This window comes from Actinacidiphila paucisporea, from assembly GCF_900142575.1.
Lineage (GTDB): Bacteria > Actinomycetota > Actinomycetes > Streptomycetales > Streptomycetaceae > Actinacidiphila > Actinacidiphila paucisporea.
Map to the genome: position 1 here is coordinate 91,645 of NZ_FRBI01000016.1, position 24,741 is coordinate 116,385.

Annotated in this window: 20 protein-coding genes and 2 pseudogenes; 16 read left to right on the plus strand and 6 right to left on the minus strand. The window is 70.1% G+C overall.

The window, feature by feature from the left end; translation table 11 throughout:
• Positions 1 to 71: 71 nt before the first annotated feature.
• The 3 genes from BUE44_RS37560 to BUE44_RS22835 form a co-directional block, all read right to left on the minus strand.
• A complete protein-coding gene (locus BUE44_RS37560; protein WP_159450282.1) occupies positions 72 to 947 on the minus strand; it encodes a hypothetical protein in 876 nt (291 codons plus the stop codon).
• A 192-nt stretch (positions 948 to 1,139) separates the two neighbouring features.
• Positions 1,140 to 2,750, minus strand: coding sequence for a methionine--tRNA ligase (metG, locus tag BUE44_RS22830; protein ID WP_073500852.1), 1,611 nt, complete (start codon positions 2,748 to 2,750; stop codon positions 1,140 to 1,142).
• A gap of 62 nt (positions 2,751 to 2,812) precedes the next feature.
• On the minus strand, positions 2,813 to 3,202 hold the full coding sequence (locus tag BUE44_RS22835) for a transposase (RefSeq protein WP_235002366.1): 390 nt from the start codon (positions 3,200 to 3,202) through the stop codon (positions 2,813 to 2,815).
• Positions 3,203 to 3,653: 451 nt separating this feature from the next.
• Between BUE44_RS22835 and BUE44_RS37565 the strand changes: the two genes are divergently transcribed.
• Positions 3,654 to 4,343, plus strand: coding sequence for a Gfo/Idh/MocA family protein (locus tag BUE44_RS37565; RefSeq protein WP_159450283.1), 690 nt, complete (start codon positions 3,654 to 3,656; stop codon positions 4,341 to 4,343).
• A gap of 500 nt (positions 4,344 to 4,843) precedes the next feature.
• On the opposite strand, the gene xylA is transcribed toward BUE44_RS37565, so the two are convergent.
• Complete coding sequence (gene xylA / locus BUE44_RS22845) at positions 4,844 to 6,028, minus strand: xylose isomerase (protein WP_073500853.1); 1,185 nt, start codon at positions 6,026 to 6,028, stop codon at positions 4,844 to 4,846.
• A 75-nt stretch (positions 6,029 to 6,103) separates the two neighbouring features.
• On the opposite strand from xylA, the gene BUE44_RS22850 reads away from it, so the two are divergent.
• Positions 6,104 to 7,228 carry an ROK family transcriptional regulator gene (locus BUE44_RS22850; protein WP_322940543.1) on the plus strand — a complete coding sequence of 375 codons (1,125 nt, stop codon included), beginning with the start codon at positions 6,104 to 6,106 and terminating at the stop codon, positions 7,226 to 7,228.
• A gap of 14 nt (positions 7,229 to 7,242) precedes the next feature.
• Here BUE44_RS22850 and BUE44_RS22855 read toward each other — a convergent pair whose 3' ends face one another.
• Both BUE44_RS22855 and BUE44_RS22860 read right to left on the minus strand, forming a co-directional pair.
• Complete coding sequence (locus tag BUE44_RS22855; protein WP_073500855.1) at positions 7,243 to 7,992, minus strand: sugar phosphate isomerase/epimerase family protein; 750 nt, start codon at positions 7,990 to 7,992, stop codon at positions 7,243 to 7,245.
• Positions 7,992 to 9,473: an MFS transporter gene (locus BUE44_RS22860; protein ID WP_073500907.1), complete on the minus strand. Its 1,482-nt coding sequence runs from the start codon at positions 9,471 to 9,473 to the stop codon at positions 7,992 to 7,994. The genes BUE44_RS22855 and BUE44_RS22860 overlap by 1 nt, the downstream gene beginning before the upstream one ends.
• A 179-nt stretch (positions 9,474 to 9,652) precedes the next feature.
• Here BUE44_RS22860 and BUE44_RS22865 point away from each other — a divergent pair, with 179 nt between their 5' ends.
• The 14 genes and pseudogenes from BUE44_RS22865 to BUE44_RS22930 all read left to right on the plus strand — a co-directional run bounded on the left by BUE44_RS22865 (position 9,653) and on the right by BUE44_RS22930 (position 24,724).
• Entirely contained in the window at positions 9,653 to 10,858 is a 1,206-nt protein-coding gene (locus tag BUE44_RS22865; protein ID WP_073500856.1) for an ROK family transcriptional regulator, read from the plus strand.
• A 44-nt stretch (positions 10,859 to 10,902) separates the two neighbouring features.
• Positions 10,903 to 12,774: an FAD/NAD(P)-binding protein gene (locus tag BUE44_RS22870; RefSeq protein ID WP_073500857.1), complete on the plus strand. Its 1,872-nt coding sequence runs from the start codon at positions 10,903 to 10,905 to the stop codon at positions 12,772 to 12,774.
• A 98-nt stretch (positions 12,775 to 12,872) separates the two neighbouring features.
• Complete coding sequence (locus BUE44_RS22875; RefSeq protein ID WP_079189984.1) at positions 12,873 to 14,195, plus strand: glycosyltransferase family 2 protein; 1,323 nt, start codon at positions 12,873 to 12,875, stop codon at positions 14,193 to 14,195.
• Positions 14,196 to 14,251: 56 nt separating this feature from the next.
• Complete coding sequence (locus BUE44_RS22880) at positions 14,252 to 15,523, plus strand: serine hydroxymethyltransferase (RefSeq protein ID WP_073500859.1); 1,272 nt, start codon at positions 14,252 to 14,254, stop codon at positions 15,521 to 15,523.
• The gene (locus tag BUE44_RS22885; RefSeq protein WP_107415805.1) at positions 15,513 to 16,916 is read left to right on the plus strand and encodes a glycosyltransferase; all 1,404 of its coding nucleotides are present in this window, start codon (positions 15,513 to 15,515) and stop codon (positions 16,914 to 16,916) included. Before BUE44_RS22880 ends, BUE44_RS22885 begins: the two co-directional genes overlap by 11 nt.
• A complete protein-coding gene (locus BUE44_RS22890; protein ID WP_073500861.1) occupies positions 16,910 to 17,539 on the plus strand; it encodes a phytanoyl-CoA dioxygenase family protein in 630 nt (209 codons plus the stop codon). The genes BUE44_RS22885 and BUE44_RS22890 overlap by 7 nt, the downstream gene beginning before the upstream one ends.
• Positions 17,536 to 19,098, plus strand: a complete 1,563-nt coding sequence (locus tag BUE44_RS22895; RefSeq protein WP_159450284.1) for a GMC oxidoreductase — start codon at positions 17,536 to 17,538, stop codon at positions 19,096 to 19,098. The genes BUE44_RS22890 and BUE44_RS22895 overlap by 4 nt, the downstream gene beginning before the upstream one ends.
• A 77-nt stretch (positions 19,099 to 19,175) precedes the next feature.
• Positions 19,176 to 19,652: a cupin domain-containing protein gene (locus BUE44_RS22900; RefSeq protein WP_159450285.1), complete on the plus strand. Its 477-nt coding sequence runs from the start codon at positions 19,176 to 19,178 to the stop codon at positions 19,650 to 19,652.
• A gap of 5 nt (positions 19,653 to 19,657) precedes the next feature.
• On the plus strand, positions 19,658 to 20,902 hold the full coding sequence (locus BUE44_RS22905; RefSeq protein ID WP_073500908.1) for a class I SAM-dependent methyltransferase: 1,245 nt from the start codon (positions 19,658 to 19,660) through the stop codon (positions 20,900 to 20,902).
• Positions 20,899 to 21,951, plus strand: a complete 1,053-nt coding sequence (locus BUE44_RS22910; RefSeq protein ID WP_073500864.1) for an NAD-dependent epimerase/dehydratase family protein — start codon at positions 20,899 to 20,901, stop codon at positions 21,949 to 21,951. Before BUE44_RS22905 ends, BUE44_RS22910 begins: the two co-directional genes overlap by 4 nt.
• Before the next feature lie 4 nt (positions 21,952 to 21,955).
• The gene (locus tag BUE44_RS22915; RefSeq protein ID WP_073500865.1) at positions 21,956 to 22,846 is read left to right on the plus strand and encodes a Gfo/Idh/MocA family protein; all 891 of its coding nucleotides are present in this window, start codon (positions 21,956 to 21,958) and stop codon (positions 22,844 to 22,846) included.
• A 230-nt stretch (positions 22,847 to 23,076) separates the two neighbouring features.
• Positions 23,077 to 23,274: pseudogene (locus BUE44_RS39980) on the plus strand (integrase); the annotation flags it as partial.
• A 33-nt stretch (positions 23,275 to 23,307) separates the two neighbouring features.
• Positions 23,308 to 23,505, plus strand: a pseudogene (locus tag BUE44_RS37960) (hypothetical protein); the annotation flags it as partial.
• A gap of 409 nt (positions 23,506 to 23,914) precedes the next feature.
• Entirely contained in the window at positions 23,915 to 24,724 is an 810-nt protein-coding gene (locus BUE44_RS22930; RefSeq protein WP_159450286.1) for a cyanobactin maturation protease PatG family protein, read from the plus strand.
• Positions 24,725 to 24,741: the final 17 nt, after the last annotated feature.

Here is a 24,741-nt window from a genome sequence, read left to right on the forward strand (position 1 = left end):
GGGAGGTCGGCAGGCCGCGCGGTCTGTGGTCGTGTCGTAGGCGTACGTAGTGGTGGAGGGCGCCGAGTCGGTCACGGTGACGGGCCGGTCGAGGGCGTCGTAGGTGGTCGTGGTGGTGTTGCCGGCGCCGTCGCTGTAACTGATCTCCCGTCCGAGAGCATCCGTCTCGTGGGTGACGGTCTGGCCGTTCGAGGTTCGGTGGTCTTGGTCGGCGACTGGGTCGGGTTGGAGCCTCCACCGGTGATTGCCCCGGCCGGTGCGGTGGAGCAGACGAGTCCTGCCCACTCCGGCCGGGCGTGGCATGCGCCGGTGCCGGTAGCCGAGTAGTAGGTCGTGACGGTCGTCCCGGCGTCGGTTCCGTTGGACTTGGGCTGTGCCGTCGTGACTGGCCGGCTCTGTGCGTCGTATGCGGTGGTCTTGGTGACGTTCAGGCCGCCTGGATCTTCGGTCGTCGAGGTGGGCAGTGCTTTCGCCCAGTCGTAGGCGGTCGTCGTGGTGTGCGTGTCGGCGTCGTGGGAGTAGCCGCTGACGGACGCTCCCGTCGTCACCGTGGTGGGCAGGCCCGAAGCGGTCGCGCTTCCGTCAGTGGGACGGCCCTGGTCGTAGGCGGTGACGGTGTGCAGGCGGGCCGGTATCTCGGAGCCCGCGGGCAGGTCGGTGCCACCGGCGTCAGCCTGGAGGGGTGTGGCGAGTGTGACCTCGTGCCGGGGGCCGAACACGGCCAGTTCGTTCTGTCCGTCGGCTGAGTAGATATGGCTCGTGGACAGTTGGGCGGCGCGGTCGGCGGTTCCGACGGCGTCGAGGCCGAGCAAGGTGAGCAGGCCGAGGCTCGGACCGCTGGTGGCCAGCGCGAGGTCTCGGTTGCCGGGCGTCAGCTCGCGGACGGTGTTGCCCGACCGGTCGTACTCGGTGGTGGTGATGTGCCCGCCTGGTTCGATGGAGTTCACCTCGCGACCTGAGGCGTCGTCAGTACCGCCGTCATCAGCTGCTTGGCCATGGAAGCGCAGATGATCACCGACCAGGCGAAACAGCACCGGGTGGACCGGGCGCAGGACTCCGTGCTTCCACTCGTGTGACGTCGCGGCGGCACCGGGACGTCCTCCGCACCGTTCGAACGGCGCGGAGGACGTCCTCGCGTCTCACTGCGCCGGCTTCTCGTCCAGCCGCGGGAAGAGTGCCTCGCCTTTGGTCACGAGGCTTCCGGCGGGCAGCCGGCCCCACGTACCGGCTTCCTGCACCAGTTGGTCGCCGATCGGGCCCAACGAGGACTCCGCACCCAGGGAGGCCCAGAGCTTCTCGCAGGTGTCGGGCATCACGGGGTGGAGCAGGACCGCGGTCGCACGTAGCGACTCCGCCGCCGTGTAGAGGAGGGTGGCCAGCCGGTCCTGCGCCTGTGGCGACGGATCCTTGGCCACCTTCCACGGTTCCTGCTCGGTCAGATAGCCGTTGACCAGGCTGATGAAGCGGAAGATGGCGGCGATGCCGCCGGAGAAGTCAAGCCCGTCACCGATCAGGCTGTCGGCCTCGGCCACTGTCTTCGCCAGCTGGTCGATGACCCGACGCTCGACCGGAGTCGGCGCGGCGGCGTCGGGAAGCACGCCGCCGAAGTACCTGCCGATCATGGCCGTGACTCGCGAGACCAGGTTGCCGAGTTCGTTGGCGAGCTCGCTGGTGTAGCGCGCGCTGAAATCCTCCCAGGAGAACGAGCCGTCCTGGCCGAAGGAGATCGCCCGCAGGAAGTACCACCGATAGGCGTCGACGCCGAAGTGATCGGTCAGCTGGTGCGGAGAGATGCCCGTCAGGTTCGACTTGCTCATCTTCTCGCCGCCGACCATCAGCCAGCCGTTCGCCGCGATACGCCCCGGCAAGGGAAGACCGTTCGCCATCAGCATCGCCGGCCAGATGACGGCATGGAAGCGCAGGATGTCCTTGCCGACCAGGTGGACGTCCGCGGGGAAGGTCCGGTCGAATTGCTGCTGGTCGGCGCCGAATCCCACCGCGGTCGCGTAATTCATCAGCGCGTCGACCCATACGTAGATGACGTGCTTCTCGTCCCACGGCACCTTGATGCCCCAGTCAAAGGTAGAACGCGAGATCGACAGGTCCTGCAGGCCCCGCCGGACGAAGTTCACGACCTCGTTCCTCGCGGATTCCGGATAGATGAACTCCGGGTGCTCTTCGTAGTGTGCGAGGAGGCGCTCCGCGTATGCGGAGAGTTTGAAGAAGTAGTTCTCCTCCATGAGAATCTCCACCGGCCTACGGTGAATGGGGCACAGTTTCTGCCCGGCCAGTTCGCCCTCGCCGTCGAGGAGTTCACCGGGAGTCTTGTACTCCTCGCACCCCACGCAGTACGGGCCCTCGTAGCCGCCCCGGTAGACTTCGCCCTTGTCGTGCAACTCCTGGACGAATTCCTGCACGCGGGCGACATGGCGTTCTTCAGTGGTGCGGATGAAGTCGTCGTTGGCGATCCCCAGATGCGTCCACAACGGCTTCCAGGACTCCTCGACCAATTTGTCGCACCACTCCTGCGGGCTCATCCCATGAGCCTCCGCGGTGCGCATGATCTTCTGGCCGTGCTCGTCCGTCCCGGTCAGATACCTGACCTGGTCGCCACGTTGACGATGCCAGCGCGCCAATACATCTCCGACGATGGTCGTATAGGCGTGGCCCAGGTGTGGGGCGTCATTGACGTAGTAAATGGGAGTCGTGACATAAAACAACTTCTCGGCATTGGGTCCGGTAACCGCCATGATGAGATCCTACCGCGCAAGGACATCGGCCAACGACCGAACTCCCTTGCGAGCAGGCGGCGCTAACGAGCTCGTGCATGGTTGGCGGTGAGGCGTCGAAAAGCTTCGATGTGTCTCTGTGTTGGCATCTGCCGCGCTGAGGTCAGGTCTGCGGTTTGCTGGTGGGACAGCAGGCTGGCGACGGCCTGGGCGGTGTCGCTCATGTGCTCGCGGCGGCCGTGGTGACGGGCCAGGGCACGCCAGTTCTTCTGGTGGGCGATGCCGCGCTCGACGCGGATGTGTCGGGAGGAGTGCGCTTTGCGCTGGTGCTCGTGCATCTCCTCGTACCAGTCCGGGGCGTTCTTCTTGAACGTGCGGTGCGGTGGCGTCACCACCCGGCCACCGGTCTGGGCGCCCAGACCCTGGTAGCCGGCCACCTCACCCGCACTGGAATACCGGACCCGCCAGCCCACGCGACAGACTCATCCGCACGGCCTTCGTGCTGAGCTTGTGTGTTCCTTGGTCGGACCACATGTTCAGCCGAAGGCCGCCCCCACGTACCGCAGATCCCGGTCCGAGTGATCAAGTACGACATCTCGTTCGGACCACGAGGTTGAAGATCGCGTTAGGAGAAGGAGCTGGTGCAGCTTGTCGATAGGGAGGTGGTGGAGCAGGCCGGCGAGGATGGCGCCGTAGGTCTCGTCGCCAGCCGCGTCGTAGCCCCAGGGGCTGTTGCCTTGAGGGGTGCGCGGCGGGGCGTTCAGTTCGCTCGCGTCGTTGTCCAGGTGTTCGTGGATCTCATCTGAGCCGCAGGTGTTGGAGGTGTGTCGGCGTTGGTGGCGGCGGACAGGAGGTTCCCGGCGTCGGGGAAGCTTCAAGATCCCCGGCAGATTCAAGTTCAGGGGCGAGCGGCGGACCGATACGGTGGCGGCGAGACTGGTCGAGCGGGCACGCTCCCGCGGCGTCTTCCTGATGGAAGCCATGTGGATGCGCTGCAACCCGGTCATCCGGCGGGTTGCCGCCCTGGTCGCCGACGGTGCCATCGGCGAGGTGACCGCGGTGCACGCGGATCTGGGGCTGCAGGGACCGTTCTCGGCCACGCACCGGCTGATGGACCCCGCGCTGGGCGGCGGCGCGCTGCTGGACCTCGGCGTCTATCCGGTCAACCTGGCCCAGATGATCCTGGGCGCGCCGGATTCCGTGCAGGCGTGGGCGCGGCTGTCGCCCGAGGGCGTCGACCAGAACACCGGCCTGCTGCTCGGCTACCGGTCCGGCGCGGTGGCCGCGCTGACGTGCGGCCTGGTCGGCGGGACCGGCAACGCGGCGATGATCACCGGCACCGCCGGCCGGGTCGATCTGCCGCGCGGCTTCTTCGCGCCTCGCTCGTTCACACTGCACCGCGGTGCCGGCGCCGAGGTCGTCGACCTGGATTTCCCCGGCAGGGGTTATCAGTTCGAGGCCGAGGAGGTGCAGCGCTGCCTGGCCGCGGGCGAGCCGGAGAGCCCGCTGATGCCGCAGGCCACGACGCTGGAAATCATGGGCGTGCTCGACACGGTCCGCGAACGGATCGGCGTCCGCTACCCGCCGCCCGGCCAGGTCTCCGGCTCGCGCTGAGCGTGGCCACGACCACGCGGGCAGGCCGTGAAAATCTTGTTGAGGGGCTGTCCAACCGTTGGCTGGGTGGCTCCTTTGCCCATGGGTGCGGTTCGTTTCGCACCACCGCCGCTTGGTCAGGGTGAAACCGACGGCCGGCACGATGCCGACCGCTTCGGCCCATGCCGCGCCACCGCGAGTTCGGCGATCAGGGCGGCGGCCGCCCCGGCGCTGCGGGTGTGGTTTCCACAGCAGCGCCGGGCGGCCGACCCACCGTTCTCGTCCAGCACGACCATGCCCGGCCGCTGACCCACCACCGAGGCGGCGGCTACGTCGTCCAGCCGCCCGCCTCGTCGATCGCCTGCCGCAGCGTGGCCCACCAGGCGTCCGGACGCATCTCAGTGGCGTCCGGACCGGATGCGCGGCACGGCCCTGCCGGACCAGCGCCCCGTCCCGGTGTCGCGGATCACGACCCTGCACGACTGCGTCGGGCTGTCGATCCCAGCCACGAGCGCCACAGGTCAGCGGGCACCGATCAGGTGCTCGACGGCCAGCTGGTTGAGCCTGACGAACCCGTAGCCCTGGGCGCCGGCGGCGTCCACGTCGAAGTCCTCGAACGCGCTGCGGTCGGCGAGCAGGCCGGCGTACGACTCGCCCGGGTTCAGGGTGGGGGTGGACAGCTCGCCGACCTTGGCCGCGGCCAGCGCCTCCTGCACCTCCGGGTCGGCGCGGAACGCCTTGGCCCGCTCCTTGAGCAGCAGGTACATCCGGATGTTGGCCTTCGCCGACTCCCAGACACCCTCGACGTCCTCGGTGCGCGACGGCTTGTAGTCGAAGTGGCGCGGGCCGTCGTAGGCGCGGCCACCGGGGAGGCCGTTCTCCAGCAGGTCGACCGTCGAGAACGCGTTGAGCAGGTCGCCGTGGCCGAAGACCAGGTCCTGGTCGTACTTCGGGCCGTGCTGGCCGTTGAGGTCGATGTGGAAGAGCTTGTTGTGCCACAGCGCCTGCGCGATGCCGTGGGTGAAGTTGAGGTTCGCCATCTGCTCGTGCCCGACCTCGGGGTTGATGCCGAACAGCTCGGGCCGCTCCAGCTCCTGGGTGAAGGCGATGGCGTGGCCGGCGGTGGGCAGCAGGATGTCGCCGCGGGGCTCGTTCGGCTTCGGCTCGATGGCGAAGCGGAACCCGTAGCCGTGGTCCTCCGAGTACTGCGCGAGCAGGTTGAGCGCCTCACGGTAACGGTCGAGGGCGGCCTGGACGTTCTTGGCCGAGTCGTACTCCGAGCCCTCGCGGCCGCCCCACAGCACCAGGGTCTTGGAGCCCAGCTCGGCACCGAGGTCCATCTGACGCAGCACCTTGCGCACCGCGTAGCGCCGGACCGAGCGGTCGTTGCTGGTGAAGCCGCCGTCCTTGAACACCGGGTGATTGAAGAGGTTGGTGGTCACAGACGGGACGATCAGGCCGGTCTCGGCGATCGCCTTCTTGAACTTGGCGATGATGCCGTCCCGGGTGGCGGCGTCGGAGCCGAACGGCACCAGGTCGTCGTCGTGGAACCCGACACCGTACGCACCGAGCTCGGCAAGCTTGTGCACGGTCTCGATCGGGTCGAGCGCGGGACGGGTCGCCTCACCGAACGGGTCGCGCGCCTGCCACCCGACGGTCCAGAGACCGAAGGAGAACTTGTCATCACGGGTGGGCTGCACAGACACGGCTTCCTCCGGAAACGCATGAGATTTATTTAGTGGTTGAATTATTTGTCCGAGGTATAGCATTGTCAAGCCATGATGGCTCGCTTGACCTCTTCGAGTGCCCCCGTCCGACAGTCAAACGTGCGAGCCCATAATCTGGCGCTGGCCCTTCACACCGTGGCGAACAGCGCGGATCCGATGTCCCGGTCGGCGGTGGCGGCCACCACCGGGCTCACCCGGGCGACTGTGTCCGCCCTGGTCGACGAGCTGGTCGCCGGTGGCCTGCTGACTGAGCTGGACCCGCCGCCGCGCACCGGCGCCGGCCGACCCGCGGTCGGGCTCACGCTCAGCGCGACCGGCCCGGCCGGGCTCGGGTTGGAGATCAACGTCGACTACCTGGCCGCCTGCGTGGTCGACCTGACCGGGGCGGTGCGTCACCGCTTCATTGAGCACGCCGACCAGCGCCCGGCCGGACCATACGCGGCGCTCTCCGCTCTGGGCCGGCTCGGTGCCCGGGCCCGGCTCGCCGCCAAGGCCGACGGCCTGGTCGTCGTCGGCGCCACGCTCGCGGTCCCCGGCCTGGTCTCCACGGGCTTCGTCCTGCAGGCGCCCAACCTGGGCTGGCAGAACGTGGACGCCCCGGCGCTGCTGCGCGGCCTGCCCGAGCTCGCCGACCTGCCGATCACCGTCGACAACGAGGCCAACCTCGCCGCCCTCGGCGAGCTGCGGGTCACCGGCACCGAGCCGACCTTCCTGTACGTCTCCGGCGAGATCGGCATCGGCGCCGGCCTGGTGATCGACGGCGAGCTGTACCGCGGCGCGCGCGGCTGGAGCGGCGAGATCGGGCACGTGACGGTTTTCCCGGACGGGCCGCCCTGCCGCTGCGGCGCGGCCGGCTGCCTGGAGCAGTACGCCGGCCAGGAGGCGCTCGCCGAGGACGAGCCCCGGGCCGCCGCCGCGCTGGGCATCGCGCTGTCCGCGGTGGTCAACCTGCTGGACGTGCCGGCGATCGTGCTGGGCGGGGTCTACGCGACGTACTTTGATCGGCTGCGCGAGGGCATCGAGGCTGAGCTGCGGCGCCGGGTGCTGACCTCGGAACTCGCGCCGGTCACGCTGCGGGCCGCTCGGCTGGGCACGAACGCCGCGGTGCGCGGGGCAGCGGACACGGCGGTGCAGCAGGTGCGGGACGACCCGGCGGTCTGGCTGCGGCGGGCGGGCTGAGCCGTCGCGGCCGCTCAGCGCCGGGCCGCGGCCGACTCCAGGTACGCGCGACTCTCCGCGAGTTCCGCGAAGACGTCGCCCTCGCTGGTATGCATCTCGACGATGTGCAGCGCCCCGGCCTGAGCGGCGGCCAGGATCCGCGCCGTCGGCATGGCGCCCCGCCCAAGCGCGACGTGCGGCGCGCCTTCGGTGACCGGGCCGTCCTTGAGGTGGAGGGCTGGCACCCGCTCGCCGAGTCGCTCGACGACGGCAGGCACGTCGGCGCCGCCGAGGGCCGCCCAGTAGCAGTCGATCTCGAAGAAGATCTCCGGGTCCACCAGGTCGGCCAGCACCTCCAGGGCGTGCCGGCCGTCGATCCGGGAAGCGAACTCGGCCCAGTAGTTGTGGTAACCGATCCGCAGGCCGTACCCGGCGGCCCGGCCGGCGAGGGCGTTGAGCGAGTCGGCGGTGCGGGCCAGCGCCGCCCGGCCGGTGAAGGCGTCGTCGGGGAGGCCGGTTCCCACGATCGCCAGGCCGGCGCCGAGGGTGGCCACGGCTTCGAGAGCCGCGTCGCGGTCGGCGCCGAAGAAGCGGTGCGAGTGGGCGCTGCAGATGGCGAGGCCGAGGTCCTCGGCCGTCGCGCGCAGGCCGGCCGGGTCGTCGAGGGCCTCGAACGGCTCGATGCCCCGATATCCGAGATCGGCCAGGCGGCGCAGGGCGGCGCGCCGGTCGGCCGCCAGCGCGTCACGGATAGTCCACAGGTTGACCGCCGGGGAGCTCAGCATCAGTCGGTACCTTTCCCGTCCGCCGTCGCGGAGCCGTTCGGAAGAGCGAAGGACGCGGCCCAGGTCACCACCAGCAGCGCGGCGCAGAGCCAATAAGCCAGCTCGCCCGCGGCGAACGGCGACGCGCCCCGGCCGATCCGGTCGAAGATCACCGTCGAGAAGATCGCCGCCGCCACCGCGCCGCCCAGCTGCTGGAGGGCGTTGACGGCGCCGGTGGCCGACCCGAGCTCGCGGTCGCTGACGCGGGACAGGACCAGGTTGAGGAACTGCCCGAAGAAGAGACCGGTGCCGACGCCGGCGACCAGCAGCGCCGGTGCCAGGTTGAAACTGGTCAGGCCGGAGTCGAACAGCAGGCCGTGCGGACCCTGGTGGGTGGTGGTGCGGGCGGTGGCCGCCACGGTCAGCGCCGCGAGACCCATGCCCAGCGCTTGGGCCAGGATGCCGATCTGGAGCACCAGGCGCGGGCTTCGCTTCGCGAGCAGGTGCCCGATGCCCATCGCGGCGATGGTGCCCACCGGCCACCAGGTGCCGGTCAGCCCACTGCGGATCGGCGACCAGCCGACGTACAGCTGGACCAGCACGGGATAGATGATGAAGGCGCCTGAGCACGCGCCGAAGAACAGGAAGACGACGACCGCCCCCCCGGTGAAGGACCGCCGGCGGAACAGGCTCGTCTCGATGAACGCGTCGAGCCGGCGCCGGTGCCGGTTGCGGGCGTGGAGCGCGAAGAGCGCGAGAGCCGGTACCGAGGACAGCATCATCGCCCAGGTCCACCAGGCCCACTGATACTCGCGGCCCTGGATCACCGGATAGACGAAGAGCGCGACGGCCACCGAGCACAGGACCATGCCGACGCAGTCGAGCCTCGGCCGAGTCCCGGGGCGCTGCCCGGCGGGCAGCGTGCGACGGGCGGCGAGGTACACGGCCAGGCACACCGGGAGGTTGATGACGAAGATCCACCGCCAAGACGCGTACGTGATCAGGGTGCCGCCCAGGATCGGGCCGGCGGCGGAGGAGAGGCTCATGAAGGGCCCGAAGACGGCGAACGCCTTCGCGCTGTGCTCCTCGCCGAAGCTCTCGCGAATGAGGCTGATGCACTGCGGGACCATCATCGCCGCGGCACCGCCCTGCAGCAGGCGCGCGACGATCAGTTGGACCGGGGACTGCGCCACCGCGCACGCCGCCGACGTGAGCGCGAAGCCGGCGAGGCCGATGAGGAGCATGCGGCGGCGGCCGGCGATGTCACCGAGGCGGCCGCCGGCGAGGAGCAGCACCGCGAAGGCCAGCAGGTAGCCGATGCTGATCCACTGGAACTCTGCACCGGACGCGCCGAGGTCGTTGTGGATCGCCGGGGCGGCGACGTTCATCGCCGTGGCGTCCAGCAGGTCCGCCATCGCCGCGCCCAGCACGGTGAACAGGACCGCCCAGGCGGCCCGTGGCGGCGCCGGAGGGGCGGCCGGGAGGCCGGGCCGCGACGTCACCGACACAGGGGTCCGCCCGCCGCCACTATCGGCTGTCGTCGATGACGCATGACCACCTTCGGCTATTTAGGCAACTATTTGGACCACGGTAGGGCCCGGGCGGTGGGCTGCCAAGGCCCCCGAGAGGCCGCGTGGTGCTCCGGCGACCTTCCGCGGGGGCAGCCCTGTAACGTTTCCCCATGCAGATCGACCTTGGTGCGCCCATACGCCACGCCACCATGCGGGAGCGCAACCTGGCCGTTCTGCTCGGCGTCATTGCGGAACACCAGCCGGCCACCAGGGCACAGCTCGCCGCGCTGACCGGCCTCACGAAGACCACGGTGTCGAACCTGATCGCGGTGCTCACCGAGGTCGGCCTGGTGCACAGCGGCGGCACGGTGCACGACGGAGAGCGCGGGCGCCCGGGAACCGGCATCCTGATCGACGGCGAGGGCGCCGCGGGGCTTGGCCTCGAGGTGACCGTCGACTACCTGGCCGCCTGCGTCCTCGACCTCAGCCGCCGGGTGCGCTACCGGCACCAGGTGACGACCGACAACCGGGACCGCCGGCCCGAGGAGATCGCCGCAGCGGTGTCCCTGCTGGCCAGGCAGGCCATCGCCGCCGCGCGAGACCAGGGCCTGACCGTGGTCGGGGCCGTCGTGGCGGTGCCCGGCATGCTCGACCACTCCGACATGCTGCGCGCTCCCAGCTTCCGCTGGCGCGACGTGCCGGCCGGGGCGCTGCTCGACCACGACCTTCACGAGCTGCGGCTGCCCACCAAGGTCGAGAACGAGGCGAACCTCGCGGCGCTCGCCGAACTCAGGTTCGGCGTGGGAGGCCCGCTCGGCGACTTGCTGCACGTCTCCGGCGAGGTCGGCATCGGCGGCGGCATCATCCTGAACGGCCGCATCTTCCGGGGCTCCCACGGGTTCGCCGGCGAGCTGGGCCACATCCAGGTGGATCCGGAGGGGCCGCGGTGCGCCTGCGGTGCCCGCGGGTGCCTGGAACTCGTCGCCGGCCGGGAGGCGATGCTCTGCGCGGTGGGGCTCAAGCCGCTGGCCACCTGGTCAGGCCCGGACGAGCGGATCTCCGCGCTGATCGCGCTGCTCGAGGCGGGCGACCCCGGCGCCCTGGAAGCGGTGCGGCGGGCCGGCGACGCGCTCGGGCGCGCGCTGACCTGCGTGGTCAAGGCGCTGGACCCGGGCGCGATCGTGCTGGGCGGCACATTCTCCCGGCTCGGCGCCTGGATTCTCCAGCCCACCGAGGCGGCGCTGCGGGCCGGCGCGCTGTACGGGCAGGTGCCCACCGTCGCCATCTCGCCGCTCGGCGGGGACGCGGTGATCCTCGGCGCGGCCGGGCAGGTCATCGAGGCCATCTATGCCGATCCGGCGGTCCTGCTCCGCTGACGCCCGCCCCACGATGGACGTCACCGTGGATTAGCCTGCCCGCCATGCCTCGCATTGCAGTCATAGGCGCCGGCCCGGTCGGTGTGGGTCTGGTGGAACGGTTGCTGGCCAACGCCGGAACGCTGGCACCTGGACGGACTCTCGAGATTGTCCTCATCGATCCGCACCCGGCCGGTCCCGGGCGGGTTTGGCGGCACGGGCAGTCGCCGCTGATGCGGATGAACTCGCTGGCCAAGGACGTCACCCTGTTTCCCGGCGAGGCCGTGCGCTGCGCCGGCCCGCCGCGCCCAGGGCCGTCGCTGGCCGACTGGGCGGCGGCCACAGCCGCCGGGACGCTCCCGCCCGTGGATCCCTCGCTGGCCGGCGAGGTACGCGAGACCGGCCCCGCCTCGTTCGCGACCCGGCGGCTGCAGGGCGCCTACCTGTCCTGGTTTCTCGGCGACGTGATCCGGCAGGCGCCGCCGGGCACGCGGGTGACCGTGCACGAGGGCCGCGCGGTGGCGCTCACCGGCGCACCGGACGGCATCGAGCGCGTGCACCTGGCGGATGGTGCCCGGCTCGACGCCGACGCGGTGGTCCTCGCCCTCGGTCACCTGGACGCTCGGCCGCAGGGCGAGCAGGCGGAGACGGCCGCGTTCGCCGAGCGCCACGGGCTCGGGTACTTGCCGCCCGGATTCGTCACCGATGCCGACCTCGCGATGTTCGCGCCCGGAGAGGACGTCCTGGTCCGCGGCATGGGGCTGGCCTTCTTCGACCTGATGGCCCTGGTCACCGAGGGGCGCGGCGGCCGGTATGCCCGCACGGCCGGCGGAGAGCTTCGCTACGTGCGTTCCGGACGCGAGCCGCGGCTGCTGGCCGGTTCCCGCCGCGGTATGCCGTACCGGTGCAAGCCGAGTCACCGGCTGATCCACGGCCCTGTGCACGACCTGCGCTACTTCCCGGAGGCGCTCGGGCAGTCGCTCGCCGGGGACGGAATGCTCGACTTCCGCCGGGACGTCTGGCCGCTCGTTGTGAAGGACCTGAGTTACGCGTACTACCGCGAGCTGTTCGCCGCCGCCGCGCGGCACACCGCCATGCCGTGGCAGGACTTCGAGCGCCTGCACGCGGCCTGCACCGCGGACGAGTTGGACGCTCTCGTCGAGAAGGCGGTTCCCGACCCGGCCCATCGATGGAACGTGGACGACCTGCGCGCGCCGCTGCGGCACCTCGAACCGAACACCACTGCCGGCTTCGGTGTCCGGTTCATCGCGCTGCTGGAACAGGAACTGCGGCGCAGCGCCGACCCGGCCCGGTCCGCCGACACCGCCCTCTACGGTGCCCAGCTGCTCTTCTTCGAGCACCTCGCGCGCCTGCGGCCCCGCCTGTCGCCCGGCGACCGGACCGAGGAGCTGGACGGGGCATGGTTCGGCCTGTTCAACCTGGTGGCGAGCGGGCCGCCCGCCTTCCGGATGGAGGAGCTGCTGGCGCTGTGCCGCGCGGGGGTGGTGCGGCCGCTCGGCTCGGGGATGCGTGTGCGGCTCGACGCCTCGACCGGCCGCTTCCGGGCCGGCGGTGCCAACCTCCGGGAGGAGGTTCCGGCCGGCGTGCTGATCGACGCCCGGCTGCCCGACCCGACGCTCGCGGGCACAGCCGACGAGCTGCTGAGGGGGCTGTACGCCGCCGGAGCCGTCTCGGAGGAGTTCCTGGCCGATCCGGAGACCGGCTGTCGCCTGCCGACCGGGCGGATCGCCGTCGACGACCGCGGGCGCCTGGTGGACGCCGGCGGCACCGCGCACCGGGCGCGCTACGCGCTGGGCTGGAACACCTCGCTGCGCGGGGCGCGGGCGTTCGCCATCCCGGGCACCAACGCCATCACCTTCCGGCACGGGGATCACGTGGCACGGGCCGTGCTCACCGGGCTGTCCACGCTGGCCTGACAGGACGGCACGACACCGATATTGACGACCGTGATCACTGCGTGCTTCGATTAATGCAACATCTGGACTTAATGCGGGGGTAACGCGTGGAAGCCAGCATGGATCGTCGGGGAAACATCGTGCTCAGCGTGGTCATCCCCAGCTACTACAACGTGCAGTGCCTCGAACTGGTGCTGCAGTCGCTGGCCGGCCAGACGATGCCCGCGGACAAATTCGAGGTCATCGTCGTCTACAACGGCTGCGAGCCGCCGGCCCGGCTCAACGAGCTGCGCGCGAACACGCCGTACCTGCTGCGGGAGCTGACCTCGCCGAAAGGCTGGTCCCAGGCGCGCAACACCGGCATCCTGGCCGCCACCGCCGAGCGGCTGCTGCTGCTCGACAACGACTCGCTCTGCCCGCCCGACCTGCTCGAACGCCACTGGCGCCTGGCCGAGAAGGATCCGCACAGCGTGGTGATGGGCGGCCGCGGCGAACTGGGCGTCCAAGGCTGGGCCGCGCTCCAGGCCGTGATGAACGGCAAGGGCGTCGCCGACACCTTCCCCGTGGAACACGATGTGCGGGCCCGGTCCGCGCCGTCCGAACCCTGGATGTACGGCTTCACCAACAACTTCGGCCTGAACCGGGCGGACGCGCTGGCGGTGGGCGCATTCGACGTGGACTTCGATGCCCGGTGGGGCGGCGAGGACCTGGACATCTCCTACAAGCTGTACCGCCATTTCGGCCGTGACCGCTCGCGGTTCGACTACGAGCCCACACTGCGCGTCTGGCACGTGCCGCACTACCGCAATCTGCGCAAGTCCATCGGTGACCACTTCGCCAGTCTGGCGCTGCTGCGGGACAAGCACCGGCACTACGAGGTCGAGCTCATCGCCGGGCTGCCCGAGGTCCTGGCCGGCTCGCTCGCCGACATCGCGGAACGGGTCACCGAATACCGCCGGGTCATGGCGGTGTGCGCCGAAGCGGGCCTGTGCTCGATAGCACCCTGGCGCGCCGCCGTCGAGTCGCTGCTCGGGCAGGACCCGCAGCGTCCCGACCTGGTCGTCGGCTACGGCACCAGCGGGCTCGGCCCGCAGCGCCTCATCACCTTCGACTACGGCCGCGACACGGACGCGGACAACCTGCACCTGCTCGGGGTCGACGTGCCGTTCGCCGAAGGCACGTTCCGGGCCGCGTTCTCCTTCGACTTCTGGCGCCTGCTGCGGATGCCGGACCTCCTCGCCTTCATCACCACGGCGCTGCTCGTCGCCGACGAGCTGTACCTTGCCGCCTCCGAGGACCTGATCGCCCGCGGTCCCGAGCTGGGCCTGGATGCGCTGGTGGACCTCCGGTACTTCGCCGAGCTGGTCGAGCCGGTCTACCAGGTCACGAGCCGGCAGATCGCCGGCGTCGGCACGCTGCTGCGCGTCGTACCTGCCAGCTGATCCGCGCCACCCTCCCCGGGCCTTCCAACCGCCGGACACCTTGAGGTGACTTGCCCATGCATGACCTTGAGCTCGAACGCCTGCTGACCCGCGAGAACCAGCATTATCTGGACAGCATCGACCTGATCGCCGCCTCCAACGCGCCGATCGCCGCGGTCCGGGACAACCACGCGTGGGGTGTGGCCCAGTTCCGCTCCGCCGAGGGACACTTGGGGAACAAGCCGTACGCCGGCACGTCCATCTTCGACGAGGTGGAGCGGCTGGCGGTGGAGCGGGCCCGCGCGGTGTTCGGCGCCGAGCACGCCAACGTGCAGCCCGTCTCCGGCTCCCTGGCCAATCTGGCCGCCTACCGGGCGCTGATGAAGCCCGGTGACACGATGATGGCGATGGCGACGACCTCCGGCGGCCACCTCTCGCACGGCCATCCCAAGCACATCGTCTCCGAGCTGTACCGGGTCGTGACCTACACCGTCGCCCCTGAGACCGGCCTGCTGCCATACGACGACATCCGGCGGATCGCGGAACGGGAGCGCCCGCGCGTCATCGTCGCAGGGTATTCCGCGTACCCGCGGGCCGTCGACTTCGCCCGGTTCAGCGGGATAGCACAGGAGGTCGGCGCGACCCTGATCGCCGACATCTCGCACATCGCGGGCCTGGTCGCGGCCGGGCTGCACGACAACCCGAGCGCCTACCCGGACACCGTCGTGACCACCTCGGTGGAGAAGACGCTGCGCGGTACTCGCGGCGGGATCCTCCTGTGCCCGGCGTCGCTGCGGGCGCGGATCGACTCGGCGGTCTTCCCCGGACTCCAGTCCTCGGTGGGGATGGCCGGGCTGGTCTCCCTCGCGGCCACCCTCAAGGACGCGGCCAGCCCCGTCTTCCGGGCCTATCAGCGGCGGGTGGTGAGCAACGCGCGGCGCATGGCAGGGATCCTGCTCGACGGCGGGCTCGACCTGCTGACCGGCGGCACCGACACCCACCTGCTGGTCGTCGACCTCACCCGCACCGCGCTGACGGGGCGTGACGCCGAGGGCCGGCTGCAGGATCTGGGCATCCTGTCGAACCGGAACATGCTGCCCGGCGACCCGAGGCCGCCGTTCGTCGCCAGCGGTCTGCGGCTCGGCACGCCGACGATCACCTCGCGTGGGTACGACGACGAGGACGTCGCCGAACTCGCCGACATCGTACTGGCGGCGCTGCGCGCGGACGACTGGGACGCCACCAAGGTCACGCTGCTGCGCAAGCGCGCGGACGTGCTGCGCGCCCGCGCGCGCCCGGACGACGCGCTGAGTGACCTGATGGCCTCAGCCGCCCGCGATGAGCGCTGAGGGCCGGCCCGCACCGGCGGTGGGCTTCCACACCTTCCGCAGCTACGCCGGCCACCCGGGCAGGGACGGGGCGAACTTCGCCTACACCGAGGTCGGGCGGCTGCTCGGTGACAGCGCCGAGGTCCGGCCCCGACCGCACGACGTGGTGGAGCTGTTCCGCACCGACGAGGCGGCGCGGGAGGCGCTGACTGGCTGCGACGCCGTGGTGGCAACGGTCGGCCCGCACGCCTACCTCTACTTCTACCTGCGGGAACGGCTCGGGCTCGACTTCCGGATCGTCCGCGACGCCCGCACCGCACTGTGGAACGGCTATCTGCAGCAGGAGTGGCTCTCGGCCCCCTACCTGCGCCCCGACGACGTGCTCTACCACTCGTCGCGGTATTCGCTCGCGCTCTACAGCATGCTGTTCCCGGGGCTCGCGTCTTCCCGGCAGGCCGTCTGCTATCCGCTGCTGCGCTGGTTCCCCGAGGAGCTGGCCGGATCGTGGACCGGCTCGGGAGGCGCCACCACGCATATCGGGTTCGTCGGCCGGCACACCGACGACAAGAACCACTCGCAGGCGGTCGACCTGCAGCGCGAGCTGAGACGACGCGCTCCCGGCGCCTTCCGGACGGTGGCGATCGGCGAGGGCGGGGCGGCCGGCGAGCCGGCGGTCCCGGGCTACACCTGCCGGCCGCCGGTGGACCGGGCACGCCTGTGGCAGGACTACCGGGAGATGGACGTGCTGTTCTTCCCCAGCACATCGTCGCTGGAGACCTTCGGGCGTGTGCTTGTCGAGGCGTCGTTCGTCGGGACGCCCGTGCTGGCCTCCACGCACGCGGCAGCCTCCGAGCTGCTGCCGGCCGAGTCGTTGCTGCCCACCACCCTGCGCGAGAACGTCGGCTTCACCACCCACCTCGCCGCCCGCCTGGGTGACGTGGACGTTGCGCACGCGGCCGACCTGCTCGTCGCCGGAGCGATTCCGCCCGCCGGGCGCGGGCACACCCACTACGCCGGGCACGACCGCCTCCTGCTCGATCTGATCCGCGGGGACGTGTCCGTCGCGCCGTCGGCGCCTACCGCGGTCCAGCAGGCCTTCCTCGACCGGATCCGGATGCGCGGGCTGGACCTGCCGCCGGACCCCACTACGGCGGACCGGATGATCGGCAGGCTGCGCCACTCGTTCACCGCGCTGCACCGCCGCGGCACGCCGCGGCACCTGGCCACGCTCGCCGTGCTGCTGGCGCGCTCCGGATATCGCCGCAAGACCGCGTCCTTCGCCCGCAAGAGCCTGTTCCACGGCGAGGACTTCACGAACATCGGCGGCGTCGATCTCCAGCTGAGCCACCTCATCGGCTTCGAGCCGCGTTTCACGATCACCCCGCACCGCGACGAAGGTGGGAGCCCGTGCTGAACAAACTGATCGTTCCTTACGACAAGCAGCGGTTCGACTTCGCCGCCGCGGTGAGCGCGGCCACCGGCGTGGCGGATCTCGCGCACTGGCATCACAACCACCCGGCCGCCGAAACGGAGGAGGTGTCGGGCTTCGGTGACCAGGCCTCCGCGGCGCATCAGCGGCTCTACGGCATCGAGGAGATCTCCTCGATGTACCGGGAGTTCGTCCTGACGGTGATCACCGAGCTGGTCGGCGAGGACGTCCGCTACCAACACGTGCCGAACTGGCGCATCCAGTGGCCGGGACGCCACGGTGTCGGCAGCTATCACTGCGACCGGAGCGGCGGCCACAACCCCTGCGAGATCACGTTCTGGGTGCCGCTGACCGACGTGACCCCGGAGAACTGCCTGTGGATCGAGTCGAGCGAGGGTGCCGGGGACTTCCGGCCCCATCCCATGCGCTACGGGCAGATGCTCGCGTTCGACAGCGCGAACCTCATGCACGGCAACGTCCGCAACGCCTCCGACCGGACCCGGGTCAGCCTCGACCTGCGGGTGATCCCCGCGTCCGTCTTCCGCGGTGGACTGGCCACGCCACACCACACCGGCATCGGCGGCCCCATCGAATGGCACGCGACGTGACCGACGTCGTTACCGAGCCCGGTCCGGCGTACGACGCGATCGTCGTGGGATCCGGTTTCGCCGGCTCTTGGGCGGCGAAGGAGCTGGCCGAGGCTGGATTCCGCACCCTCGTCGTCGAGGCCGGGCCGGTACGCCGCGCTGAGGAGGTCCCGGACCGCGCCGCCCCGTACGCTGCCGGCCATCACGATGAGCGCACCTGGACGCGGCAGCCGGTGCAGCGCACCCACTTCAACTTCGCCCCGCGCGGTCCCCACTTGTTCGTCGACGACCTGGAGCAGGCGTACGAGACGCCGCCAGGCAAGCCGTACACCTGGATCCGTGGCATGCAGGTCGGCGGGCGGTCGTTGCTGTGGGGCGGGTCGGCGCTGCGCCTGTCCCCGTTCGAGCTGGCGGCCGGCGAAGTCGACGACTGCTTGCTGAGCTGGCCGATCGGCTACGACGACCTGGCCGCCGTCTACGGTGCGGTGGAGGACCTGGTCGACCTGCGGGGCACGGCTGAGGGGCTCGCGCAACTGCCCGACGGGCGCTTCCGCGGCAAGGCGCCGGAGCTCACCCCCGCTGAAGTGTCCTTCCAGCACGGCTACCGCCGGCTGAACACCCGCCCGATCCCGGTGCGTTTCGTCTCGGCCGATCAAGGCGAGGACCGCTGGCCGGGGTTCACCATGCAGGCCACCGCCCTGGCCAGGGCCGAGTACACCGGCCGGGTGACGCTGCGATCGGACGCCCGGGTCACCTCGGTCACTGTCGACCCGGAGAACGGCCGCGCGACCGGCGTACGCTACGTGGACGTCGTCTCCGGCTCGCGGCACCACGCTCGCGCCCGGGTCGTGTTCCTCTGCGGCGGCACCATCGAGACCGCCAGGCTCATGCTTAATTCGCACAGCCCGCGCCATCCGGACGGGCTCGGCAACAGCAGCGGCTGGCTCGGTCGGGGTCTGATGGATCACCCGCTGGTCACAGCCTCCGGCGTCCTGGACGGCTATCCGCCGATGCCCACGCACCCGCCGGCCGGGCGCCAGAGCGGCCTGCTCGTCCCACCGCCGCAGCCGGCGACCGGCGACAGCCGCCCCTTCGCCCTCTGGGTATCGCTGCAGCGTGGAGGCTCCGCTCCGGCGACGGGCACGATCGACGCGCAGGGAGAGATGCTGCCGTACTGGCACAACCGGGTGCGGCTCGGGGACGCCTTGGACCGGTGGGGCGTTCCCGTGCCGATCATCGAGTGTGGATACGGGCCGCACGAGGGGCGGCTTTATCACGCCATGCGCGGCGAGATCGAGCGGGCCGCGTCCGTCGCGGGGCTGCGGCTCACCTCGGTCGGGGACACCCTGACGGCGCCCGGCCGCAACGTCCATGACCTGGGTACCGCGCGGATGGGCCGGTCGCCGGCCGACTCCGTCGTGGACCGGGACAACCGCTGCTGGGACGCGCCGAACGTCTTCGTCGCTGACGGTGCCTGCTTTCCCTCCGGCGGGTGGCAGAACCCGACCCTCACCATCATGGCGATCGCGGCGAGGGCGGGGCGGTTCGCCGCGAAGCTGCTGCACGACAAGGCGTACTGACCGGAAGCGGATCCACCTGAGAGGAAACCATGAACTCGCAGCCACACCCACTGTCGCACGCCGAGTACACGAGAAGCGTGGATGAGGAGCGCTACCCCGACGATCCGCACGTTCCGCTGGACGAGCCGTTCGTCAACGCGGCGGGCAGCATTCTCAACGTCCTTCTCGAGAGGTTCACCTCGGTGGCGCTCATCGAGAGCCACCCCGGCGCCGTCCGGGCCAACCACTACCACAAGACCGACTGGCACTACGCGTATGTCCTGTCCGGCAGCGTCGTCTACGGGTGGAGGCCCGCGGACAGCACCGAAAACGTTCAGGTGAGGACCTTCACGACGGGCCAGATGTTCTTCACGCCACCCCGCGTCGCGCACGTGATGTACTTCCCGGAACGCACCACGTTCATGACCTTCGCCCGGAACAAGCGCGACCACGATTCCCACGAGGGCGACGTGGTGCGCCTACCACCGATCTTCGACGCCAGGTGGTCACCCTTCACCGGGCAGTTCACCATCGGCGCCGACGGCTTCGAGCCCAGCGGCGGACCTCGGTCGTGAGCTCGATGAGACAACGCCGTACGTGTGCGCTCTGCGGTACGGAAACGGCCGGCCAGGTGGTCCTGTCGCTGCCGCCCACCCCCTGCGCGAACGAGTTCGTCGTGGACAAGTCGCAGAGGCAGGCGCGCTACCCGCTGGACCTCCAGCTCTGCCCCTCGCCGCACTGCGGGCACCTGCAGTTGGCCGGGGTGGTCAGCCCGTCGACCCTGTTCGACAACTACGTGTACGCCTCGGGGACGTCCCCGTCGTTCGTCCAGCACTTCTCGGATTACGCCAAGCGGGTGATCGACCTGTTCGGCCTCGACGATACTTCGCTGGTCATCGACGTCGGGGCCAACGACGGAACGCTGCTGCGGCAGTTCGCCGAGCACGGGTCGACCCGGGTGCACGGTGTCGAGCCGGCGCGCGGCATAGCCGAGATCGCCGAATCGCGGGGAATCCCGACGACGGTGGCCTTCCTGGACCCCGCCGTCGCGCGGGACCTGCGGCAGCGGTTCGGGCCCGCGGCCGTGGTCACGGCGAACAACGTCTTCGCCCACATCGGCGACCTGGAGCAGGCGACCGCCGCCGTTCGCACCCTGCTCGGCCCCGACGGGGTGTTCATCTTCGAGGTGTCCTACCTCGCCGATGTCATCGACAATCTGCTCTTCGACACGATCTATCACGAGCATGTCGCCTACCACACGGTCCGGCCGCTGGTCGGCTTCTTCGCGCGCATGGGAATGACGTTGTTCGACGTGGAGCGGGTTCCCACCCACGGCGGCTCGATCCGTGTCTACGTGGCGAGCGGCGACCGCTCCGTGAGTCCGCGGGTGGCTGAACTCGTGAAATCGGAGGAAGAAGCGGCTCTCTTCTCCACCTCGACGTACGAGAGCTTCGGGAAGCGCATCCGGGCTCAGGGGCAGAGCCTGCGTGAGCAGATCGCGTCCCTGAAGGGAAAAGGCTGGCGCCTGTGCGGCTACGGCGCGCCGGCGAAGCTGACGACCCTCATGTACTCCTTCGCGCTCGACGCGGACGACTTCGAGTTCATCGTGGACGACAGCCCCCTCAAGCGAGGGCTCTTCACGCCCGGCACCCACATACCCGTGGTCGGCGCCGAGCGGCTGGCGGAGGTGTCCGGCCGGCGGTACTGCTCGCTGGTCTTCGCCTGGAACTACTACGAGAACATCGTCGCCAGCCACGAGAGCTGGTCCGGTGCCTGGCTCAATCCCCTGACTCTGGACCTGCTGGACGGAAAGGCAGTCTATTGAGCTCGCTCATCGAATCGGATATCGACGACATCTGTATCGGCCTCGGGGCGGACGCGCACCAGTTCAGCGGCAAGAGTGTCCTGCTGACGGGCGCCCGCGGCTTCGTGGGCCAGTACCTGGCGGCCGTCTTCCAGCGGCTCAACTCGGCGTATCTGCGCGAGCCCTGCCAGGTGCTGGCGATGGACAACCTGCGGACGCCCGCCGATACCGGCACCGCGCCGGACCAGGACCCGCACATCGCCTACGTCGAACACGACGTGGTCCAGACCTTCCGGCCGGACTCGAAGGTCGACTTCGTCGTGCATGCGGCCGGCATCGCCAGCCCGCACTATTACCGCAAGTTCCCGCTGGAGACCATGGACGTCGCCACCCAGGGCCTGCGGAACATGCTCGACATCGCCCGCGACGACAATGCGCGGCTCGTCTTTCTGTCGTCATCGGAGATCTACGGGAATCCCGACGCCGCGCACGTGCCGACCGCCGAGGACTACAACGGAAACGTCTCGTGCCTCGGTCCGCGCAGCTGCTACGACGAGTCGAAGCGATTCGGGGAGAGCCTTCTGCGGGTCTACGTGCAGCAGTTCGGCGTAGACGCGGTGATCGCGCGGCCGTTCAACGTCTACGGGCCCGGCTTGAGCCGCGAGGACTATCGCATCATGCCGAACATCGCGGCCCGGCTCTCCAGCGGGGAGCCGATCGACGTCTACGGCGACGGGAGCCAGACCCGTACCTTCTGCTACGCCACGGACGCGATCACCGGGTTCCTGCTGGCGCTGTTGCGCGGGCAGCCGGGCGAGGCGTACAACGTCGGTGCCTCCGAGCCGGAGATCTCCATCATCGACCTGTTGACTTTCATACGCGATGAAGTGCCGGCACCCGACCTCGAATTCACCGTGCGGGACTATCCGGACAGCTACCCCAGTGACGAGCCGATGCGGCGATGCCCCGACCTGACCAAGGCCGCTGACCAGCTGGGTTACCGTCCCTCCGTTCCCTTTGCCGACGGTCTGCGGAAATTCATCAAGTGGTCCCAGGAGTCCTACCGGTGATCGCGTGCGGCAGACGAAGCTAGGACTCATCGGCACCGGGCGGTGGGGTTCGAGATATCTCGACACCGTCGGCCGCCTTTGGCCGGACGGTGCGGTACTGGTCTCCGACACGGCCGGAGGCGCCGGCGCCGGGCGCGGCGACGCGGTGCGCTGGGACTCGCCTGCCGCGCTCATCCGGAACGCCGCGGTCGACGGGGTCATCATCGCCTCACCGGCGGCGACCCACTACGCGATCACGGCCCTGGCGCTCGACGCCGCCTTGCCCGTGCTGGTCGAGAAGCCGGTAGCGCTCAGCCTGGACGAGACCCGTTCCATCCGGGTCCTGGCGGCATCCCGGCGAAGCACGGTCATGGTCGGCCACCAGCATATGCACGCACCGGCGTTCCAAGAGCTGCGCGAGCGCACGGCGGGACGCGCGGTGGCCGCGATAACGAGCGCCGCCGGCGGTGACGGGCCGGTGCGCGCGGACTGCGACGTCCTCTGGGACTACGGCCCGCACGACATCGCAATGGCACTCGGCCTCCTCGGCGGCGAGGACCCGGTGACGGAGGCGTTCGCCCGGTGCGAGGTCTTGGGGCCCGGGCGGCAAACGTGGCGGGTGGGCATCGGCGTCGGCGCGACGCGGATAAGGTGCCGCTTCACCAACTCCGCGACGGTCAAGCACCACCGGTTCGGGGTGCGGCTGGCCGACGGCGACGAGTTCCTGTACGACGACTTCGCGGCGCACCGGCTGACCTTCGGAGGCACCCCGATCCGTATCGCCAGCACCTTGCCGCTGGACCGGCAGATCCAGGCCTTCGTGGCGGCCGTACGGGGTGACGGCGCCGATTCGAGCGGCTCCGATCTGGCGCTCTCAGTGAGGGTGGCCGAGGTACTCGCCGGGCTCAGCGCGTGAACGCCTCGCTGGTAGCCGATGATGCCCCCGAGCTCGGCTAGCGTGAAGAAGAAGCAGAATCGGGACGAGAACGGTTGCCGCGTGCCCTGGGAGAGGCTCAGCGAAAAAAGGACATCGAGATCCTCGATCTGCGGCACCAGTTGCTGGTCCTGCAACGCCAGGTCGGCAAGTCCGCTTTCACCGATACCGATCGTGCCATCCTCGCCGGTCTGCTCCACCACCTCCCTCCGTGGGTGGTGCAGCTCGGACGCAACCTCCTCATGGACCTCGAAGACACGGGCAGCAAGGCCAGCTTCCTGATCCGCGACCGTGACTCCAAGTTCACGACCGCCTTCGACGCCGTGCTCGCCGACGCCGGAATCGGGATCGTCAGGAGCGGCATCCGGACACCGCGCATGAACTCGATCATGGAGCGCTGGATCCAGACCCCTGGCTGCTGGAACGCCGCCGCAGATCCTCGGCATGGCCGCCGCCTGCACATCGACGACTCCGACAGCTCCGACGACATGCCCCATCGCCGCTCCCCCGGTGAAATGGCCTCCTTGCGCAGCGGCCTGCTGCTGATGGAGGAGCTCGCCGACGCGTGGGGCGTCGACCCGCGCGGCGACGGCAAATCCACGTGGTTCGAGTCCTACGACAAGCTCCCCCGTGCCCCGTAGCCGGACCCTGTCGGGGGGAGTGGCGCCCGGGTGCGGTCCCCCGTCGGGGAGAGGACCATGGAAGTGGGCGCGGTCCGGCGGTGACCGCCCGCGCGGACCCGGACCCGGTACGGGACCACGGGAGGTGCGGTCCATGGCGAAGCGGTACGGCTCGCCCCCCGACCCCGGCGCGCGGACCCCGCGCCGCGTACGGCTCCCCGGCTTCACGGGGGAGGACGACATCGGCCTCGGCGACGCGATCGGGCGCGCCACGCACGCGGTGGGGATCACGCCCTGCGGCGGGTGCCGGAAACGGGCCCGCGCGCTGAACCGGCGAGTGGTCGTGTCCGGTCGGCGTCGTCACGGCCGCTGATCCCCCGACGGGCCACCGATCGCGGTCCCGTCACGGAACTGAAGGGTGAGGCTTGCCATGACCGACGACCAGCTCCCGAACGACCCCGGCAGCGGACCGCCCCCCTATGTCTACGCACTCGGCCGGATCGACTTCCGCTTCCCGAGCACGGGAGTCGAGAAGGAGTTCGCGCAGACCATCGGCCGCACCAGGACCGCGAACCTCACCGACCGCCAGGCCCTGTGCGAGATCCTGGCCAAGCCGGAGAACCGCTATCTGGTGCGCGAGTTGACGTTCGTCCTCACCATTCGCGGGACGGACACCTACATCCTCGAACCCGACGATCCGCGAGACTTCGACCTGCTCGCGGACGCCGTACGCCCCAGGCCCCAGCCGGACGACCTCGACGTCGTCATCGGGCACCGCGCGGCCTGTCCCACGGGTGGCGGGTGCGACGGGCGGGCGCTGCCCGTCGTGCGCTTCTCCCAGATCTACTCCTTCGACAGCGACTCCCTCATAGGAGCCCTGGAAAAGCCTGAGGACGTGTCGGGCGAGCAGTTCGACGCCGCCGCGAAGGAGTTGCTGGCACGGATCATGCTCGTGGCGGACAACACCGGAGCCGCGCCCGAGCATCGGGCGATCAACTATCTGGCCGTCCGCTGCCCGTCCGTCTACCGCAGGACGTTCGAGGCGTACCGCGACGAGTCGTCTCTGTCGTCGATCGAGGTGCGGCCCTCCCCGGTGAGCCAGACCCGACTGGTCATGAACGTGGTGTTCGCGTACACGCAGCGCACCACGGGTGTCACCGACAAGCATCTGTTCCCGGTGGACGCCACGGAGAGGTATCCGTACCTGCAGGGCAGCCCGCAACCGTACTACGACCACTGACGCGCCACGGAGGTGAC

What these genes read in the sequence shown, in the direction of transcription:
- metG (WP_073500852.1), bottom strand. Translation starts at nt 2,750, where the DNA reads ATGGCGGTTACCGGACCCAATGCCGAGAAGTTGTTTTATGTCACGACT.
- BUE44_RS22885 (WP_107415805.1), top strand. Translation starts at nt 15,513, where the DNA reads ATGAGCGCTGAGGGCCGGCCCGCACCGGCGGTGGGCTTCCACACCTTC.
- BUE44_RS22850 (WP_322940543.1), top strand. Translation starts at nt 6,104, where the DNA reads ATGGCTCGCTTGACCTCTTCGAGTGCCCCCGTCCGACAGTCAAACGTG.
- BUE44_RS22930 (WP_159450286.1), top strand. Translation starts at nt 23,915, where the DNA reads ATGACCGACGACCAGCTCCCGAACGACCCCGGCAGCGGACCGCCCCCC.
- BUE44_RS22875 (WP_079189984.1), top strand. Translation starts at nt 12,873, where the DNA reads ATGGATCGTCGGGGAAACATCGTGCTCAGCGTGGTCATCCCCAGCTAC.
- BUE44_RS22905 (WP_073500908.1), top strand. Translation starts at nt 19,658, where the DNA reads ATGAGACAACGCCGTACGTGTGCGCTCTGCGGTACGGAAACGGCCGGC.
- BUE44_RS22870 (WP_073500857.1), top strand. Translation starts at nt 10,903, where the DNA reads ATGCCTCGCATTGCAGTCATAGGCGCCGGCCCGGTCGGTGTGGGTCTG.
- BUE44_RS22865 (WP_073500856.1), top strand. Translation starts at nt 9,653, where the DNA reads ATGCAGATCGACCTTGGTGCGCCCATACGCCACGCCACCATGCGGGAG.
- BUE44_RS22855 (WP_073500855.1), bottom strand. Translation starts at nt 7,992, where the DNA reads ATGCTGAGCTCCCCGGCGGTCAACCTGTGGACTATCCGTGACGCGCTG.
- BUE44_RS22880 (WP_073500859.1), top strand. Translation starts at nt 14,252, where the DNA reads ATGCATGACCTTGAGCTCGAACGCCTGCTGACCCGCGAGAACCAGCAT.